The 16,721-nt window shown below is 40.4% G+C and carries 19 protein-coding genes; all 19 read left to right on the top strand.

What is annotated here, in order from left to right:
• Positions 1–8: 8 nt before the first annotated feature.
• The 19 genes from cobD (at position 9) to HNQ80_RS03280 (ending at position 16,721) form a co-directional block, all read left to right on the top strand.
• On the top strand, positions 9–1,094 hold the full coding sequence (cobD, locus tag HNQ80_RS03370) for a threonine-phosphate decarboxylase CobD (protein ID WP_184308198.1): 1,086 nt from the start codon (positions 9–11) through the stop codon (positions 1,092–1,094).
• Complete coding sequence (locus HNQ80_RS03365; protein ID WP_184308196.1) at positions 1,084–1,965, top strand: GHMP family kinase ATP-binding protein; 882 nt, start codon at positions 1,084–1,086, stop codon at positions 1,963–1,965. Before cobD ends, HNQ80_RS03365 begins: the two co-directional genes overlap by 11 nt.
• A gap of 15 nt (positions 1,966–1,980) precedes the next feature.
• Complete coding sequence (locus tag HNQ80_RS03360) at positions 1,981–2,352, top strand: sirohydrochlorin chelatase (protein ID WP_184308194.1); 372 nt, start codon at positions 1,981–1,983, stop codon at positions 2,350–2,352.
• Positions 2,352–2,975 carry a precorrin-8X methylmutase gene (locus tag HNQ80_RS03355; RefSeq protein ID WP_184308192.1) on the top strand — a complete coding sequence of 208 codons (624 nt, stop codon included), beginning with the start codon at positions 2,352–2,354 and terminating at the stop codon, positions 2,973–2,975. The genes HNQ80_RS03360 and HNQ80_RS03355 overlap by 1 nt, the downstream gene beginning before the upstream one ends.
• A 17-nt stretch (positions 2,976–2,992) precedes the next feature.
• The gene (gene cbiD, locus HNQ80_RS03350) at positions 2,993–4,114 is read left to right on the top strand and encodes a cobalt-precorrin-5B (C(1))-methyltransferase CbiD (protein WP_207726835.1); all 1,122 of its coding nucleotides are present in this window, start codon (positions 2,993–2,995) and stop codon (positions 4,112–4,114) included.
• Positions 4,107–4,730, top strand: coding sequence for a precorrin-6y C5,15-methyltransferase (decarboxylating) subunit CbiE (gene cbiE, locus HNQ80_RS03345; protein WP_184308190.1), 624 nt, complete (start codon positions 4,107–4,109; stop codon positions 4,728–4,730). Before cbiD ends, cbiE begins: the two co-directional genes overlap by 8 nt.
• Positions 4,720–5,313 (top strand): precorrin-6Y C5,15-methyltransferase (decarboxylating) subunit CbiT, encoded by a 594-nt coding sequence (gene cbiT, locus HNQ80_RS03340; protein ID WP_184308188.1) that lies wholly within the window; start codon positions 4,720–4,722, stop codon positions 5,311–5,313. Before cbiE ends, cbiT begins: the two co-directional genes overlap by 11 nt.
• A gap of 24 nt (positions 5,314–5,337) precedes the next feature.
• Positions 5,338–6,045, top strand: a complete 708-nt coding sequence (cobI, locus tag HNQ80_RS03335; protein WP_184308186.1) for a precorrin-2 C(20)-methyltransferase — start codon at positions 5,338–5,340, stop codon at positions 6,043–6,045.
• Complete coding sequence (cobM, locus tag HNQ80_RS03330; protein WP_184308184.1) at positions 6,045–6,800, top strand: precorrin-4 C(11)-methyltransferase; 756 nt, start codon at positions 6,045–6,047, stop codon at positions 6,798–6,800. Before cobI ends, cobM begins: the two co-directional genes overlap by 1 nt.
• Positions 6,793–7,869, top strand: coding sequence for a cobalt-precorrin 5A hydrolase (cbiG, locus tag HNQ80_RS03325; RefSeq protein ID WP_184308182.1), 1,077 nt, complete (start codon positions 6,793–6,795; stop codon positions 7,867–7,869). Before cobM ends, cbiG begins: the two co-directional genes overlap by 8 nt.
• A complete protein-coding gene (gene hemA / locus HNQ80_RS03320) occupies positions 7,838–9,157 on the top strand; it encodes a glutamyl-tRNA reductase (RefSeq protein WP_184308180.1) in 1,320 nt (439 codons plus the stop codon). Before cbiG ends, hemA begins: the two co-directional genes overlap by 32 nt.
• Positions 9,158–9,167: 10 nt before the next feature.
• Positions 9,168–9,908 (top strand): precorrin-3B C(17)-methyltransferase, encoded by a 741-nt coding sequence (cobJ, locus tag HNQ80_RS03315; protein WP_184308178.1) that lies wholly within the window; start codon positions 9,168–9,170, stop codon positions 9,906–9,908.
• Positions 9,905–10,666: a cobalt-precorrin-6A reductase gene (locus HNQ80_RS03310; protein ID WP_184308176.1), complete on the top strand. Its 762-nt coding sequence runs from the start codon at positions 9,905–9,907 to the stop codon at positions 10,664–10,666. The genes cobJ and HNQ80_RS03310 overlap by 4 nt, the downstream gene beginning before the upstream one ends.
• Positions 10,663–11,304 (top strand): precorrin-2 dehydrogenase/sirohydrochlorin ferrochelatase family protein, encoded by a 642-nt coding sequence (locus HNQ80_RS03305; protein WP_184308174.1) that lies wholly within the window; start codon positions 10,663–10,665, stop codon positions 11,302–11,304. The genes HNQ80_RS03310 and HNQ80_RS03305 overlap by 4 nt, the downstream gene beginning before the upstream one ends.
• A 62-nt stretch (positions 11,305–11,366) precedes the next feature.
• Entirely contained in the window at positions 11,367–12,299 is a 933-nt protein-coding gene (hemC, locus tag HNQ80_RS03300) for a hydroxymethylbilane synthase (protein WP_184308172.1), read from the top strand.
• A 1-nt stretch (position 12,300) separates the two neighbouring features.
• Positions 12,301–13,818, top strand: a complete 1,518-nt coding sequence (gene cobA, locus HNQ80_RS03295; protein WP_184308434.1) for a uroporphyrinogen-III C-methyltransferase — start codon at positions 12,301–12,303, stop codon at positions 13,816–13,818.
• Between the two features lie 27 nt (positions 13,819–13,845).
• Positions 13,846–14,817 (top strand): porphobilinogen synthase, encoded by a 972-nt coding sequence (gene hemB / locus HNQ80_RS03290; protein WP_184308170.1) that lies wholly within the window; start codon positions 13,846–13,848, stop codon positions 14,815–14,817.
• Between the two features lie 4 nt (positions 14,818–14,821).
• Positions 14,822–16,111, top strand: a complete 1,290-nt coding sequence (hemL, locus tag HNQ80_RS03285; RefSeq protein WP_184308168.1) for a glutamate-1-semialdehyde 2,1-aminomutase — start codon at positions 14,822–14,824, stop codon at positions 16,109–16,111.
• 112 nt (positions 16,112–16,223) lie between these two features.
• The gene (locus tag HNQ80_RS03280; protein ID WP_184308166.1) at positions 16,224–16,721 is read left to right on the top strand and encodes an SEC-C metal-binding domain-containing protein; all 498 of its coding nucleotides are present in this window, start codon (positions 16,224–16,226) and stop codon (positions 16,719–16,721) included.

Raw genomic sequence — 16,721 nt, 5'->3', positions numbered from 1 at the left:
GAATAGCAATGAAAATAGCTAAGCATGGCGGTAATATATATGAAGTTGCAGAAAAACTAGGGATTCAACCAAGCGAGGTATTAGATTTTAGTGCGAATATCAATCCCCTGGGTGTACCGACTAGCTTCCGAAAGGCGTTAATTGAAAATATTTCTTTGATCGAGAGCTATCCGGATCCATACTATCAAAGACTGATACAAGCAATTGGTAAATATCATCAGATCAATCCAAACTATATTACTGTGGGAAATGGGGCAACGGAAATTATTTTTTCCATGATTTCAGCGCTGAAGCCAAAACAAGCACTAATCCTTGCGCCAACTTTTTTAGAATATGAAAGGGCTCTGGCAAAGGTTGGATGTGAGGTTCATTATTATCGATTGAAGGAAGAACTGGATTTTATCGTGGATGAGGGCTTTCTAAAGGCGCTTCATGAAGAGATTGATTTGGTGATCTTATGCAATCCTAATAATCCCACAGGGCAAATGATCCATCATGAAATCATGGACAAAATTTTAGATAGGTGTAGAGAGCAGCGTATTAATTTGATGATCGACGAAGCGTTTAATGAGTTTCTGGATTGCCCAGATGAAAAAAGCATGATTTCCCGTATTGAGAGCTATAAGAACCTTTATATCATCCGATCCCTTACAAAATTTTTCGCGCTACCGGGATTGAGAATAGGATATGGGATTTCAGGAAATCTGGATATGCTTCAAAAGATTGCGAGTGTGAAAGAACCATGGACTATCAATAGCTTTGCAGCCTTAGCTGGAGAGGTTGTAGTAAAGGATCAGGAATATATATGCTGCAGCAAGGCATGGATTGATACAGAGCGGGAATTCCTATTTGAAGGATTTCAAGGTATTCCTCAGATCAAGGCGTATAGACCAGCGGCCAATTATATTCTTCTGAAAGTGCTGGATGACCAATATGTATTTTTACAAGAAAAACTTTTAGAAAAAAACATCCTGATTCGTAGCTGCAGTAATTATGAGAATTTAAATAAATCTTATTTCAGGGTGGCCATAAAAGATAGAGAAGCCAATGAAAAGTTGATACGAGCATTAAGAGAGGTATTTTATGAGGGTTAAAGCGAAATGTCCTGCTTCCTGTGGAGAACTACTTCAAGGGATGATTGGAACGAATGAAAAACTTATCTCTTATCCTGTAGATATTTTTTCCCAGGTAGTCATTGAAGAGAGGAAAAATCCAAAGAGAGATATGGGCCGTAAAAAAGCTACGGAAGCCATGTATAGAACCCTTGCCTACTATGGTGAAGCTCAGGAGATTGGTGATTCTCTGATGATAGAGATTCAGTCCAATATTCCGATTGCTAAGGGAATGGCCAGCAGTACGGCTGATATAGCTGCCACAGCCGCTGCAACAGCAGCTTTGATTGGAAAAAAAATTGATAGCGATGCTTTGGCTAAAATCTGTGTTGGTATTGAGCCTACGGATAGTACTATTTACAAAGAACTAACCCTATTTGATCATTTAAAAGGGATAAGAATTGAAACCTTTGATTGGAGCCCTGCGGTAGATGTGCTCATATTAGAATCGGATCATGTTCTAGATACGCAGGTGTTTAGAAAATCTGATTATTCCAAGGAAAGAATGGAGGTACAACCTCAAGTGGAGGAGGCCTTTCGTATTTTTAAGGAGGGTGCGCTGAAGCGAGAGCTCTCCCTGTTGGGAAAAGCTGCCATCGTAAGCTCTTTAGCAAACCAGAGGATTTTGCCGAAAAATCGATTGGAAGAAATCATAGAGATAGCGATCCAACATGGATGTCTAGGAGTAAACGTGGCTCATAGTGGTACCGTTGTTGGTATTCTTATGGAAAGAGATAAAGTAGATGCCCAGCAATTGAAAGGGGCCTTAAGAAATAAAAATGTTTTTGAACATTATAACAAAGCATATTGCACAAAGATGATTCAAGGCGGTGTACGCATCATAGAAGAATAAGGAGGATGAATAGATATGAAAAGGGCATTATTTGTATTAGGTCATGGAAGTCAAGCAGCAGAGGCTGATTTAATTTTTGAGCAAATCGTTGGAATGGTAAAGGGAATGACATCCTTTGAACTGGTAGGCATGGGATCGTTGCAGATATCAACGCCAAGCTTTGAAGAGGGTATTGCAGCATTGATTGAAAAAGGAGCAGAGCAAGTGATTATTGTTCCTATGTTTATATTTAAAGGAAACCATGTAAAGTTTGATATTCCAGAAAAATTGGTAGAACTACAAGAAAAATACCCCCATGTGACATTTACCATGGCAAATCACATCGGTGCCGATGAACGCATTGCCATGATCATAGAGGAGAGGGCGAAGGAGGCTATCGGAGCGTAATGAGTGAATATATCAAGGTGCCCCATGAGATTGAGGAAAGAAGCTTCGAAATTATAACAGAAGAATTAGGGGATAAGACTTTTCCAGAGGAAATCGGTAGAATCATTAAAAGGATTATTCATACCACTGCTGATTTTCAGTATGCTGATATTACGGTGATTTCGCCAACCGCTATTCAATCGGCGAAAGATGCCATTGCAAAGGGTGTAAGTATTGTAACGGACACCCAGATGGCTAAGTCTGGCATTAATAAGATGAAATTGAAAAAGTATGGTGGAGATGTCCACTGTTTCATATCTGATGAGGATGTGGCACTGCGAGCAAAAGAAAAAGGAATTACCAGGGCGATGGTTTCTATGGAAAAGGCAATAGCTGACGAGAAGAACCAGATTTTTGTCATAGGAAACGCACCTACTGCCCTATTTGAATTGAAGCGTTTTATCGAGGAAGGAGCCGTGAAGCCTGCCCTTGTGGTGGGGGTACCCGTAGGTTTTGTAGGTGCGACAGAATCGAAGGAGGCCCTGGAAGCTTTAGATGTACCTTATATATTGACAAGGGGTAGAAAAGGTGGAAGCACCGTAGCTGCTGCCATCATCAATGCGATTTTGTATATGATGGAGTAGGGGAAGAAGGGTTACTTATGTTGGAACGATATATTGTAAAAGACGGAAAAAAGATGAGATATGGTTATACCACAGGATCATGTGCAGCAGCGGCAGCCAAAGCAGCTGCCATGATGGCGTTGGAAGGAAAGAAAATCGAAAAGGTATCCATCGATACACCAAAGGGATGGACCCTGGATCTTAAGATTGAGGAACCGTCTTTAGGCAATCGTACTGCTGTTTGCGCAGTGAAAAAGGATGGTGGAGATGATCCGGATAATACAGATGGTATCCTTATAGAAGCTTCCTGTGAGATACTAGAAGTACCAGGGATTGAGATCAAGGGCGGAAAGGGTGTTGGCATGGTGACAAAGCCAGGGCTTCAGGTTCCTCCTGGTCAGCCAGCGATTAACCCAATACCAAGAAAGATGATATATAAGGAAGTTTTAGAGGTATTACCGGAAGGAAAAGGTGCGGTGATTACTATTTCTGTACCCCAAGGGGAGGAAATCGCAAAAAAAACCTTTAACCCAAGACTTGGCATTGTTGGTGGCATATCGATTCTTGGTACCTCTGGAATCGTGGAGCCTATGTCAGAAGAAGCTTTCAAGGATTCCCTTGCCTTGGAAATAAGTGTTGCAGCAGAGGCAGGAAAAGAACGCTTAATATTGGTTCCTGGTAACTACGGGAGAGATATTGCCGTAGATCACTATGGCTTACATAAAGATATGATTATCAAAACCAGCAATTTTGTAGGATTCATGCTGGAAAAGTGTGTAGAACATGGCATCAAACAGGTGTTGATGATTGGACACTTGGGAAAATTTGTTAAGTTGGCTGGCGGCATATTTCATACCCACAGCAAGGTAGCCGATGGACGCATTGAAATTCTAGCAGCAAATTTAGCCCTTTTGGGAACAAAACAGCAAGTTATTGAAGAATTATTCCAATGTGTAACCACAGAGGCTGCCATGGAAATCATAGACCGGGAAGGTTATAACGCTGTTTATGATCTGTTATGTAATAAAGCAGAGCAGAAAGCAGAACAGCATGTATTTAAACAACTGGAAATTGGCGTCATTATGTTTTCTATGGATAAAAAGGTCATTGGGCTAGGGAACAATGCAAAAAGATTGGTGGAGGAGTTCAAGGATGAATAAGATCTATGTACTAGGGATGGGTCCTGGCAATAAAGAATATATTCTACCCATCACCACTCGCATTATCGAGGGTTGTGATGTGCTAATCGGTGGGAAGCGAAATCTGCAATACTATGAGGACCTTGGAAAAGAAATCCTTTACATCCAATCAGATCTGGCAGGCATCATGGATTATGTAGAAAAAAATCGAAGCAATAAGAAAATTGCGTTTCTTCTATCGGGGGATACTGGATTTTACAGCATGCTGGATTATATAAAAAAGCATATAAAAACTTCGGAACTGGAAGTAATTCCTGGCATCAGCTCCTTTCAATACCTAATGGCCCAAATTGGAGAACCATGGCAAACCGCCTATGTAGGTAGCCTCCATGGAAGAACCTGTGACTTTATCGAAATCATACAACAATATGAAAAGGCGATCTTTCTAACGGATCATAAGTATTCACCACAGCAGATTGCAAAGGAACTACTGCAGCATAAGATTGGAAACAAACGAATGATTGTCGGTGAAAACTTATCCTACGAGAATGAGCGAATTATCATGGGAAAGCCGGAAGAGATAGTAGATATACCAAAATTTGATATGGCTGTGGTGGTGATTATGAATGATAAATAAATGGAAGTATAAAACACCTGGAATTCCTGACGATGTATTTGTTAGAGGAAAAGTGCCTATGACAAAGGAAGAAGTGAGAGCTGTTACGATTTCAAAATTGCGTCTACAGGATGACCACATCGTAGTGGATGTAGGTGCTGGTACGGGATCTATTGCTATTGAAGCTGCACATATCTGCTCCAAGGGCAAGGTCATCGCCATTGAAAGAAATGAAGAAGGCATTCGATTGATTCAAGAAAACTGTAACCAATTACAAGTTGAGATGGAAATTCTTCATGGAAATGCTGCAGAAAAATTGAAGGGCATTTCTGTTTTTGATCGTGTTGTCATAGGCGGTAGTGGCGGAGAACTGGAAGAGATTGTTCGACTCTGTTACGAAAGACTGACGTCAGGCGGTCGGGTAGTGGTAAATAGTATTACCGTCGAAACCTTGTATGAGTCTATACAGTTTTTAGAAGGTACTGGATTTGTAGATATCGATGTGGTTTCAGTAAGTGTTGCCAAGGGTCGGAAAGCCGGACGATATACCCTGATGGAAGCTCTGAACCCCATCTATATTATTTCTGCAGAAAAGAGATTGTAAATGAACATAAGTGGAGGAATTAAAATGAATGGTAGATTTTATGGCCTTGGTGTAGGTCCTGGAGATCCAGAATTGGTTACTCTAAAGGCTATACATATATTGAATCAGGTAGATATTATCATTGCACCTGAAACTATCAAGGATAAAGGTAGTGTTGCTTATGACATCATCAAAGGGCATGTGCAGGATCAGCGTAAAGTTGTTTTTCAAGTTTTTCCTATGACCTATGACAGTAAAGAGTTAGATGCTAGTTGGAATCGAAATATGGAAGAGATCCTTACATTTTTGTTTGAGGGAAAGAATGTGGCCTTTATTACATTAGGAGATCCCATGGTGTACAGCACTTATATATATGTGATGCGTCTCATCAGAGACAAAGGGATTGCGGTGGAAACTGTTCCTGGCATCACATCCTTTTGTGCAGCGGCTAGTCGATTAGGGATTCCTCTTTCAGAAGGGAATGAAACCATTGCCATTGTTCCTGCGGCGTACCAGTGTGAACAGATTGATGATATCCTTCATTTTGCAGACAATGTGATTCTGATGAAGCCTTCCAGAGGATTTGAGAAGACAGTTCAAAAGCTGGAAGAGCATCAGCTTTTAGAGAATACAGTTTTGATTAGCAAATGTGGTCATGAAGACGAAAAGATTTCCTACGATGTTAAGAGCCTGCTAGGAGAGAAAATTGATTATCTATCCATGCTGATTGCAAAAAAAAGGAGGCAGAAATAATGGTATATTTTATTGGTGCAGGACCTGGAGATCCAGAATTAATCACGGTAAAGGGACAAAGAATTGTAAAAGAGGCGGACGTCATTATCTATGCAGGTTCCTTGGTGAATAAAGCAATTATTGATTGCAGAAGAGTAGATGCTGAAGTCCATAACAGTGCTTCCATGACATTAGAGGAAGTGATTGAAGTGATGGAGAGGGGCGTAAGACAAGGAAAGCTTATAGCTAGGGTTCATACAGGAGACCCAAGTATTTATGGTGCGATCCGAGAGCAGATGGATATATTGGATGAAAAGGGAATTTCCTATGAGGTGATTCCAGGGGTAAGTTCTTTTGTAGGTTCTGCTGCTGCCATTAAAAAAGAGTTCACCCTGCCAGGAATAACCCAAACCGTTATTCTTACAAGGATGGAAGGGAGAACTGATGTACCAGAAAAGGAGAATCTTGAGAAATTGGCGCAGCACCGCGCTTCTATGTGCATTTTCCTATCTGTGCATATGATTGATGAGGTCGTAAAAAAACTAGCTGTTCATTATCCCGTGACAACACCTATCGCTGTTGTTCAAAAAGCCACATGGGAAGATCAGAAAATTGTAATCGGTACCTTAGCGGATATTGGAGACAAAGTAAGGGAAGCTGGAATTAATAAAACTGCTCAAATCATGGTAGGAGATTTTCTTGGAAATAACTATGAAAAATCAAAGCTTTATGACAAGGATTTCAGCCATGAATTTAGGAGTGCGAAGAATGAGTAAAGCAATCATTACACTGACTCGGGGCGGATTCGACTTGGGGAAGCGGTTGCAGCAAATGTTAAATGACAGTACCTTGTATGTGAATGGAAAATTCGATGTGAAAGGTCCTGGCATTCAAAAAATAGAAAAGAATATAACTGCCTTTGTAGGAGAAATTTTCAATCAATATGAATGTTTGATCTTTATTATGGCAACAGGGATTGTGGTGAGAGCCATCGCTCCTTATATTCAAGACAAAAAAATAGATCCTGCTGTAATTGTTTTGGATGAAAAGGGAAAAAATGTTATTAGTCTTCTTTCAGGTCATCTTGGTGGTGCCAATGAATATGCCTTTGCCATCTCTGAATTGTTGGGGGCGAACCCTGTGATTACGACGGCATCAGACGTCAATCAATCCATTGCCGTAGATACCTTAGCTATGACTTTGCACTGTGCTATTGAAGATTATAGCGATGCCACAAGGGTTACAGCCCATATCGTGAATGGCGAACTGGTGGGCATTCGATCAGATATTCCAATATTTTTTCATCTGCCTGAAAATATAGATATCCTAGATGAAAATGAATTTGAAAACGAAAAATACAAAGGGATGATATATATAACCGAGAGACAAGTGAAGAAAGATCCAGATAAGGACCAGGTAATTTTAAGACCTAAGAACATAGTCTTAGGTATAGGATGTAGAAAGGGGAAGTCTAAAGATGAAATCCTAAAGGCGATCCATGCTACATTGAAGAATTTAAATATTGATCCTATAGCTATAAAACATATGGCCACGATAGATGTCAAACAGGATGAACCAGGAATGATTGACGCAGCGAAAACTTTAAATGTTCCGCTGGTCATCATCAGTAGTGAAAATATTAGTGCTGTGGAAAAAGAATTTGATCGTTCGGAGTTCGTGAAAAAAGCGATTGGTGTAGGCGCTGTATGTGAACCTGCAGCTATGCTCAGTTGTAAAAATGGTACTTGGCTTCAAAGAAAAACTGCTTATGATGGTATCACGATTGCATTGATGAGAGAAGGTGAATTTGAATATGGAAATCATTGTAGTAGGAATAAACTATAAGCAATCACCCATAGAAATACGGGAAAAAGTGGCATTTACAAAGAGTAGTCTGGAAAAGGCCTATGGGATATTCAAAGAAAATCATTTCATAAAAGAGGCAGTCATTCTTTCTACCTGTAATCGCAGTGAAATCACAGCAGTGGCGGCGGATGTGGAAAAGGGCGTTCACGAATTGGTCAAATTTTATCATCAATTTTTTGAGTTGGCAGATGGAACTTTGACAGAGCATCTTTTTATCAAAGTTTCTGATGATGCGGTAAAACATATCTTTCACTTATCAGCTGGATTAGATTCTCTAATACTAGGAGAGGACCAGATACTGGGGCAGGTAAGGGAAGCCCATAGTAATGCCAAGACTTGGGGATGTACAGACACCATATTGAACAAGCTCTATCGAGAAGCGATTACAACGGCGAAAAAAATCAAGAGAACAACGGCCATTTCACAGAACTCTCTTTCCATTAGTTCCATTGCAGTAAAGTTTGTAGAGCAGATTTTTGGCGATTTAAAGGATAAGCGGGTAATGGTGATCGGTGTAGGAAAGATGAGCAGGATTGCCATCGAAAACCTGATCTATAAAGGTGTTAAAGAAATTTATGTAACCAATCGAACCAAGGGCCATGCAGTAGATTTATCAAAGCGTTATAATGAGGTAGGTGTCATCGACTTTCATGATCGGTATAAGATGATCTCCCAAGTAGATATTATCATCACTTCCACCAGTGCACCCCACTATGTGTTGAGAAAGGAAGCCTTTGAAAAATATTTAGGGCAAGAAAATAAAATATGTATCATTGATATTGCGGTACCTCGGGACGTTGATCCTGAGATAGGAGAGATTCAGAATGTTTCCCTATATGAATTGGATGATTTGAAAAGGGTTTCCATGGAAAATATGGAATCTAGAGTAGAGGCAGCCAAACATGCAGGGGAGATTATTATTGAAGAGTGTATTAAATTTGAAAATTGGTACCATTGTTTGCCTGTTTTTCCTGTATTAGAAGCCCTTGCTCAATATAGAGAAGAAATCCTTGAGGAAGAGGTGAAAAGCCTGATGCCTCGTCTCGAACAGGCTTCCGAGAAGGACAAAGAGTTAATAGAGATCGTTATGCGTAGTTTAGCAAAAAAGATCATCAGAAAGCCAATACTTAACCTCAAAAGGGCTGGCGAAGATCGTCAAGGCGAATTATATGCGTCCATTGCTGGACAATTATTTGGAGTAAATCAGTATAGCTGTAAGCCAGGGCCTTGTAAAGAATGCACAAAGGTTTGCAGTAAAAACAGTTAGGGGGAAAAAGATGAAATCGCAGAATAAGATTTATGTAGTAGGGATAGGACCAGGAAATCGGGAACATATGAGCGTACGAGCCATAGAAGCGATTGCCGAAGCAGATGTAATCATCGGATATAAGACATATATTGATTTGATTAAGGATCTAATTGTTGATAAGGAAGTTATTGATTCAGGAATGAGAAAAGAGGTTGAACGCTGTAATCTAACCCTAGACTATGCCTTGCAGGGTAAAAATGTAGCAATTATCAGCAGTGGAGATGCAGGAGTATATGGTATGGCAGGGATTATGCTAGAAGTAAAATATGAAAGAAATAGTGATGTAGAAATCGAGGTTGTACCAGGAATAACAGCTGCCAGCGCCGCTTCAGCAGTGCTAGGGGCGCCCATGATGCATGATTTTGCCGTCATTTCTCTCAGTGATCTATTAACAGAATGGGAACTGATTAAGAAAAGACTGGATTGCGCAGCGATGGGAGATTTCATTGTAGCTTTATATAATCCTAAAAGTATGGGTAGGGTACATCAAATTGAGGAAGCCCGGGAAATTATGATGAAATATAAGGCGGGAAGCACACCCGTGGGTATTGTTAAAAATGCCAAACGTCAAGGAGAACAAGCAGTGATTACAGACCTAGAACATATGCTGGAGCACGATATTGATATGCTTACAGTCGTGGTCATAGGAAATGCCCATACCTATGTAAAGGATGGCAAAATGATCACCCCAAGGGGTTATCAAATATGATTTTTGTCATAAGCGGAACCCAAGATGGCAGGGAGCTGGTGGAACAGTTGGCTGCCAAGGGCTATCCTCTGATTGTTTCCACAGCAACGGCCTATGGTGCCAGCCTCATAGAAAGTCGTGAGAACTGTCAGGTTTTTCACCAACGGCTCAACAGAGATCAGTTGATGACTTTTATGGATACCCATAAGGTTAAATTGCTCATTGATGCAACCCATCCTTACGCTGTAGAAGTGTCATTAAATGCCATAGATGCTTGTAAACATCGTAAGACACCTTATATTCGATTTGAAAGGTCTCAAAGTGATGACATAGGTTATCAAGATATCATATATTCTGTAGAAAGCTATGAGGAAGCTGCAAAATATTTATCGACTATCCAGGGAAATATACTACTGACAACGGGGAGTAAAACCTTGGAAGTTTTTACGAATATCATTGATAGGACGCGGATCTTTGCAAGGGTGCTACCCACTTGCGATGTATTGAAAAAATGTGAGGTGTTGGGTTTGCCACCATCTAATATCATTGCCATGCAAGGGCCTTTTTCAAAGAATATGAATAAGGAAATGATGAAGAAATATAATATTCAACTTCTTGTTACAAAAGATAGTGGAGATATTGGAGGGACTTTGGATAAACTGGAGGCGGCCCATGAAATGGAGGTTTCCGTGGTAATGATCATGAGACCTGCCATACCATATCCCAATATCTATAGAAGCTTTTCTCATATCATGGATAAAGTGAGTGAAATTATATGAAAAAGTACTATCCAATTATGTTAGATATTGAAGACAAGCGCTGTGTTGTAATCGGTGGGGGAAAAGTTGCCCAGCGTAAGGTTGAATCTTTGTTATATTGCGGTGGAGCCGTCACAGTGATTACGCCAAAGGTGACGGAAGAATTAAATAATCTTGCTCAAAATGGAAAAATACAAATAATTTTGAGAGAGTATACCAGTGGAGATTTAAAGGGTTTTGATTTAGCTTATGTAGCTACAGATAATCAGCGAGTAAATAATTTATGTCGCGAAGAAGCAAAACAGGAAAAAGTATTATTAAACGTTGTGGATCAACCAGATATGTGTGATTTTATTGTTCCCGCTTCTGTCCAAAGAGGCGACCTGACGATTGCCGTGTCTACCAATGGGAAAAGCCCAATGCTATCAAGAAAGATCCGTGAGGATTTGGAGGCAGTCTATGGGGAGGAATACACAGTGTTCTTAGAGGTCATGGGAGAGTTAAGACAGTTGGTATTAACAGAATGGGAAAATATTCATCACAGAAGAGAATTCTTTCAGAAGATTGTCTACAGTGATGTTTTAGATAGATATAGAAATGGGGAGATTCAAGATTTAAAAAGCTATATCCTTGAAACTTTTCTAAAAAGAAGTGTATGAAAAAACATTGCGTTGGACCATATAGTCATTACATACAATAAGGATGGGAAAAGGTGGACAAAATGAAAAAGAATAAGATTATTGTGGGATCGAGAGCCAGTGAGTTGGCACTGACCCAAACCCGTTGGGTAATTCAATGTCTTAAAGAAAAATTTCCCCATATAGATTTTGAGATTGCTGAAATCAAAACCATTGGGGATAAAATACTGGATAAGACCCTTAACAAGATTGGTGGTAAGGGTCTATTTGTAAAAGAAATCGAAGCGGCTCTCCTTCAAGATCAGATTGATATGGCTGTTCATAGTATGAAGGATGTGCCAACAGAGATGACAAAAGATCTTGTAATCGGAGCTATTACAACACGAGAAGATATTCGAGATGTGCTTATCTCAAAGGATGGACTGGACATTGTCAATCTTCCACTCGGTGCACGGATAGGAACCAGCAGTTTGCGCAGGGCTGCTCAACTCCTAAACTTTAGACCAGATTTGCAAATCGAACCTATTCGTGGCAATATTGCAACGCGTATAAAAAAAATAGAACAGTTAGGCTTAGATGGTGTGATTTTGGCAGCAGCAGGCATATTGAGAATGGGCTGGGAGGATCAAATAACAGAGTATATTTCCACGGATATCTGTATACCTGCCGTTGGACAGGGAGCCCTTGGGATTCAAGTTCGATCAAAGGATCAAGAAATTATTGACATGATAAAAGAGATCGATGACCCAGCAGTTGCTTTTTGTGTGAATGCAGAGAGGAGCTTTATGAGAGAATTAAAGGGCGGATGTCATGTACCCATCGGTGCTTATGCATGGATAGATGGAGAGAAACTGAGGATGAAAACCGTTGTCGCTGCTCCTGATGGAAAAGAACAAATCAAACAGGAAGAAACCTCCCATCCAAGAGATGGAGAAATGTTGGGGATCAAGCTGGCAGTCAAAAGCTTAAAAGAAGGTGCCCAAGAAATATTGACAAGGATAGAGGCTGGTGAATAGTATGGAGTTTGGTAAAGTATATTTAATTGGCGCTGGACCAGGGGATTACAAACTCATTACCATGAAGGGGTTAGAGTGCATACAAAAGGCAGATGTGGTTTTGTATGACCGTTTGGCTAGTGAGAAGCTGCTAAGCTATGGACGGGAGGATGCTGAATTCATTTACGTAGGAAAAGCACCAGATCATCACACCTATACCCAGGAGGAGATCAATCAACTATTGGTGGATAAAGCGAAAGAGGGTAAGACGGTTGCTCGATTGAAAGGCGGAGATCCATTTGTATTCGGTAGAGGTGGAGAAGAAGCCCTTGAACTAATCAAGCATGGTATAGGATTTGAAATTGTTCCCGGGATTACGTCAGCAATCTCTGTACCAGCTTATGCGGGCATTCCTGTAACCCATAGGAATGTAAGTGCCTCATTCCATGTGATTACAGGAAATGAGGACCCAACAAAAGACGAAAAAGCAATAGATTATGAAGCTTTGGCCAAGGTAGAAGGAACCTTGGTGTTCTTAATGGGTGTTCGAAATATCGAAAAGATATGTACCAGCTTGGTGAAGTATGGGCAGAAGGGTGATCGACCTGTAGCCGTCATCCATAAGGGTACCACGTTAGAGCATAAAATATTGAAGGGAACTCTAGCGACCATCAGCGACCTGGTAAAGGAGACAGGATTTTCAAATCCGTCGATTATCATCGTTGGAGAGGTTGTAAATTTATCGGAGGAACTCAGGTGGTTTGAAAACAAACCACTATTTGGTAGAAGAGTACTCGTAACAAGAACGAGACAGCAAGCCAGCTATCTTTCTGAGAAGATAGAGGACTTAGGTGGAGAGGCCGTGGAGTTCGCCACCATTAAGATTGAAAAACCAGAGAATTATGATGAAATCGATAAGGCCCTGGGAGAAATTCAGAAATATGATTGGATTATATTTACCAGTGTCAATGGCGTTCAGGCATTTTTCGATCGTATGAAAAAGTTAGATTTTGACATCAGGCTATTACATAAAGCAAAGCTTTGCGCCATCGGTCCAGCAACAGGCAAGGCGTTGGATGACATGGGCTTCAATATCGAATTTGTTCCTGCTGAGTATAGAGCAGAGGCAATCATCGAGGGTTTAAAGGATAAAATCAAGCCAGGACAACATGTGTTGTTACCGAGAGCAGATATAGCCAGGGAAGTGCTTATAGATGAAATAGAAAAAATGGGCGCATGGGTGGACAATATCCATGTTTACCGCACCGTGGTACCAGAACAAGATCGAAGCAGCTTGGTAGCTATATTAGAGGAGAGAAAAATAGATGTCATAACATTTACCAGCTCCTCTACTGTTAAGAATTTTCTTCAAATTCTTGGAGAGGAAAATAAAGGATTATTGGAGAATATTGCATTGGCAGTGATCGGACCCATCACAGAGGAGACAATGACCCAATATGGCTTAAATCCAGATATACGAGCAGAAGAATATACCATTGATGGACTGGTAAAGGCCATTACAGAACATTTTTGTAAGTAAATCATCGTCAAGAAAGGGAGGACGACCATGATTCTAACCCATAGACCAAGGAGATTGAGAGTAAATCAAGCCATCAGAAGTCTGATGAGAGAAACAAATCTATCGGTGAATGATTTTATTTATCCTATTTTTGTAGTGGAGGGAGAGAAAATAAAACGGGAAATCCCAAGCATTGCAAACAATTATCATTTCTCAGTGGATATGTTGGAAGCGGAAATAAAGGAAATTGTAGATATGGGGATTAAAGCAGTACTTCTATTTGGGGTACCTGATCACAAAGATGCCCATGGTAGCGAGGCCTATCACGAAAATGGTATCGTACAAAGAGCTATTCGTGAAATCAAAAGAGTAAATAAAGAGCTGTTGGTAATCACAGATGTATGTATGTGCCAATATACAGATCATGGCCACTGCGGGATCATTGAAGATGCCTATGTAAACAATGATAAATCAGCAGAATATATCGCAAAGATTGCTCTTTCCCACGCTAAGGCGGGTGCTGATATGGTAGCACCATCAGACATGATGGATGGAAGAATTGGTGCGATCCGAGAGCTGTTGGATACAAATCATTATTCAGAGGTTTCCATTATGGCCTATAGTGCCAAATATGCTTCGGCTTTTTATGGGCCATTTCGAGCGGCAGCTAATTCAACACCCCAATTTGGAGACCGGAAAACCTATCAGATGGATCCTGGAAATAGTGATGAAGCATTGAGGGAAGTGGAGTTAGATATAGCCGAGGGTGCAGATCTGGTGATGGTCAAGCCTGCATTGGCTTATCTAGACATTGTTAGAAGAATTAAAGACACCTTTAATATACCGATTGTGGCTTATAATGTAAGTGGAGAATATGCCATGATTAAAGCAGCCGCTGAAAAAGGATGGGTGGATGAAAAGGCGATCGTATTGGAAAAGCTTACCTCTATCAAACGGGCTGGTGCAGATTTGATCATTACATACCACAGCAAAGATGCAGCAAAGTGGTTAAGGGGGTAAATAAATGAACTTGTTAAAATCGAAAGCCTTATTTGAAGAGGCAAAGCAATTTATCCCTGGAGGAGTAAATAGCCCTGTTAGAGCTTTCCGTTCTGTTTCGGTAAATCCCCCATTTATAGAGCGAGGCCAAGGCAGCAAGCTTTATGATGTGGATGGAAATACATATATTGACTATGTAGGATCTTGGGGACCATTGATTTTAGGACATACCCACCCTCAAGTGGTTGAAGCGCTAAAGATGGCCATTGAAAGAGGTACCAGTTATGGTGCGCCTACAGAGCTAGAGACAGAAGTGGCAAAGATTGTCTGTGAAGCAGTGCCTTCCGTAGAAATGGTACGAATGGTAAATTCCGGTACGGAAGCAACTATGAGTGCTTTAAGACTGGCTAGAGGATATACAGGCAAAAATATGATTGTAAAATTTGAAGGCAACTATCATGGACATTCTGACAGCCTGTTGATTAAAGCAGGTTCTGGGGCCCTTACCCATGGTGTACCAGACAGTCCAGGGGTGCCAGCAGATATTGCAAGAAATACAATTACAGCCCAGTATAATGATATAGAGGGCATGAAACAAATATTTGAAGTTCATGGACATGACATTGCAGGGGTGATTATTGAGCCTATTGCAGGAAATATGGGGGTCGTGCCAGCTACTCAAGAATATATGAATTTCCTTCGTGAGATCACGAAGGCCCATGAATCACTTCTGATATTTGATGAGGTAATGACTGGTTTTAGAGTGTCCTTTCATGGCGCTCAAAGCCTTTACAATATATGTCCAGATCTAACCTGTTTTGGCAAAATTATCGGTGGTGGGCTACCTGTGGGTGCCTATGGTGGCAAAAGAGAAATCATGGCACAGATGTCACCTGCAGGACCTATTTATCAAGCAGGAACCCTATCAGGAAATCCACTGGCAATGACTGCAGGCTTTACAACGTTGAAAATTCTAAGGGATCATCCAGAAATATATGTTGATTTAGAGGAAAAATCAAAGTTATTGGCAGAAGGACTTCAGAAGAATGCTGCACAGCTAGGTGTAAATGCCAGCTTTAATCGTGTGGGTTCTATGTTATGTATGTTCTTTACAGATCGTCAGGTAGTAGATTATGCTTCGGCTTTAGCCAGTGATACGAAGAAATTTGGTATTTATTTTGAGGAAATGCTCAAGGCTGGAGTCTATCTTGCGCCATCTCAATTTGAAGCTGCATTCGTTTCTGCTGCCCATAGTAAAGAGGATATTTTGTTTACCATTGAAGCAAGCTATCAAGCATTAAAGAAAGTAATATAGTTTACATAGGGAATGGATATTTATGTAAGGGCTGTTTCCCTATATGTAGTTGTAAGATAGATGAGAATGTACTATAATGAATAGGGAAAATTTGTTGCAAAGGAGAATAGAAATGAGTCTTTTTGATAATTGGAAGGAAATTGCTTTCGAACACAAAACACAAGAAGCTGAAATTGAGTTTTGGAAGGAATTCTGTGGTGCTGAAAAAAGCTTTTATGAGTACATTCTTGAGAACTACCAGAAAGTTACGGAAGAAACAGTAAAAGAGCTAACTGAGCGATTAGGGGTGTCCAATGAGTTTGTCATGGGATTCCTTGATGGAATCAATGACAGCTTAGTACATCGATTAAATTTAGAGGAAATTACTGAGGACAGTACTGTAAGACTAGAGATCGATTTTGAAAAGCTTTTCTATAATATGCACGAGGCAAAGGCAGATTACTTATATACGCTGCCTCAGTGGGAACCAATCCTAAGTGCAGAGAAAAGAAAAGAGCTTGAAAAAGCACAAAAAAGATCTAAAATTGTAGTGAAGGAAGATCGCATCGGTAGAAATGATCCATGCACATGTGGTAGTGGCAAAAAATATAAGAAGTGTTGTGGAAAGTAG

It is taken from the genome of Anaerosolibacter carboniphilus, from assembly GCF_014205875.1.
Classification (GTDB): domain Bacteria; phylum Bacillota; class Clostridia; order Peptostreptococcales; family Thermotaleaceae; genus Anaerosolibacter; species Anaerosolibacter carboniphilus.
Note: the sequence above shows the minus strand (reverse complement) of the source record. Positions and strands in the feature narration are given on the sequence as shown.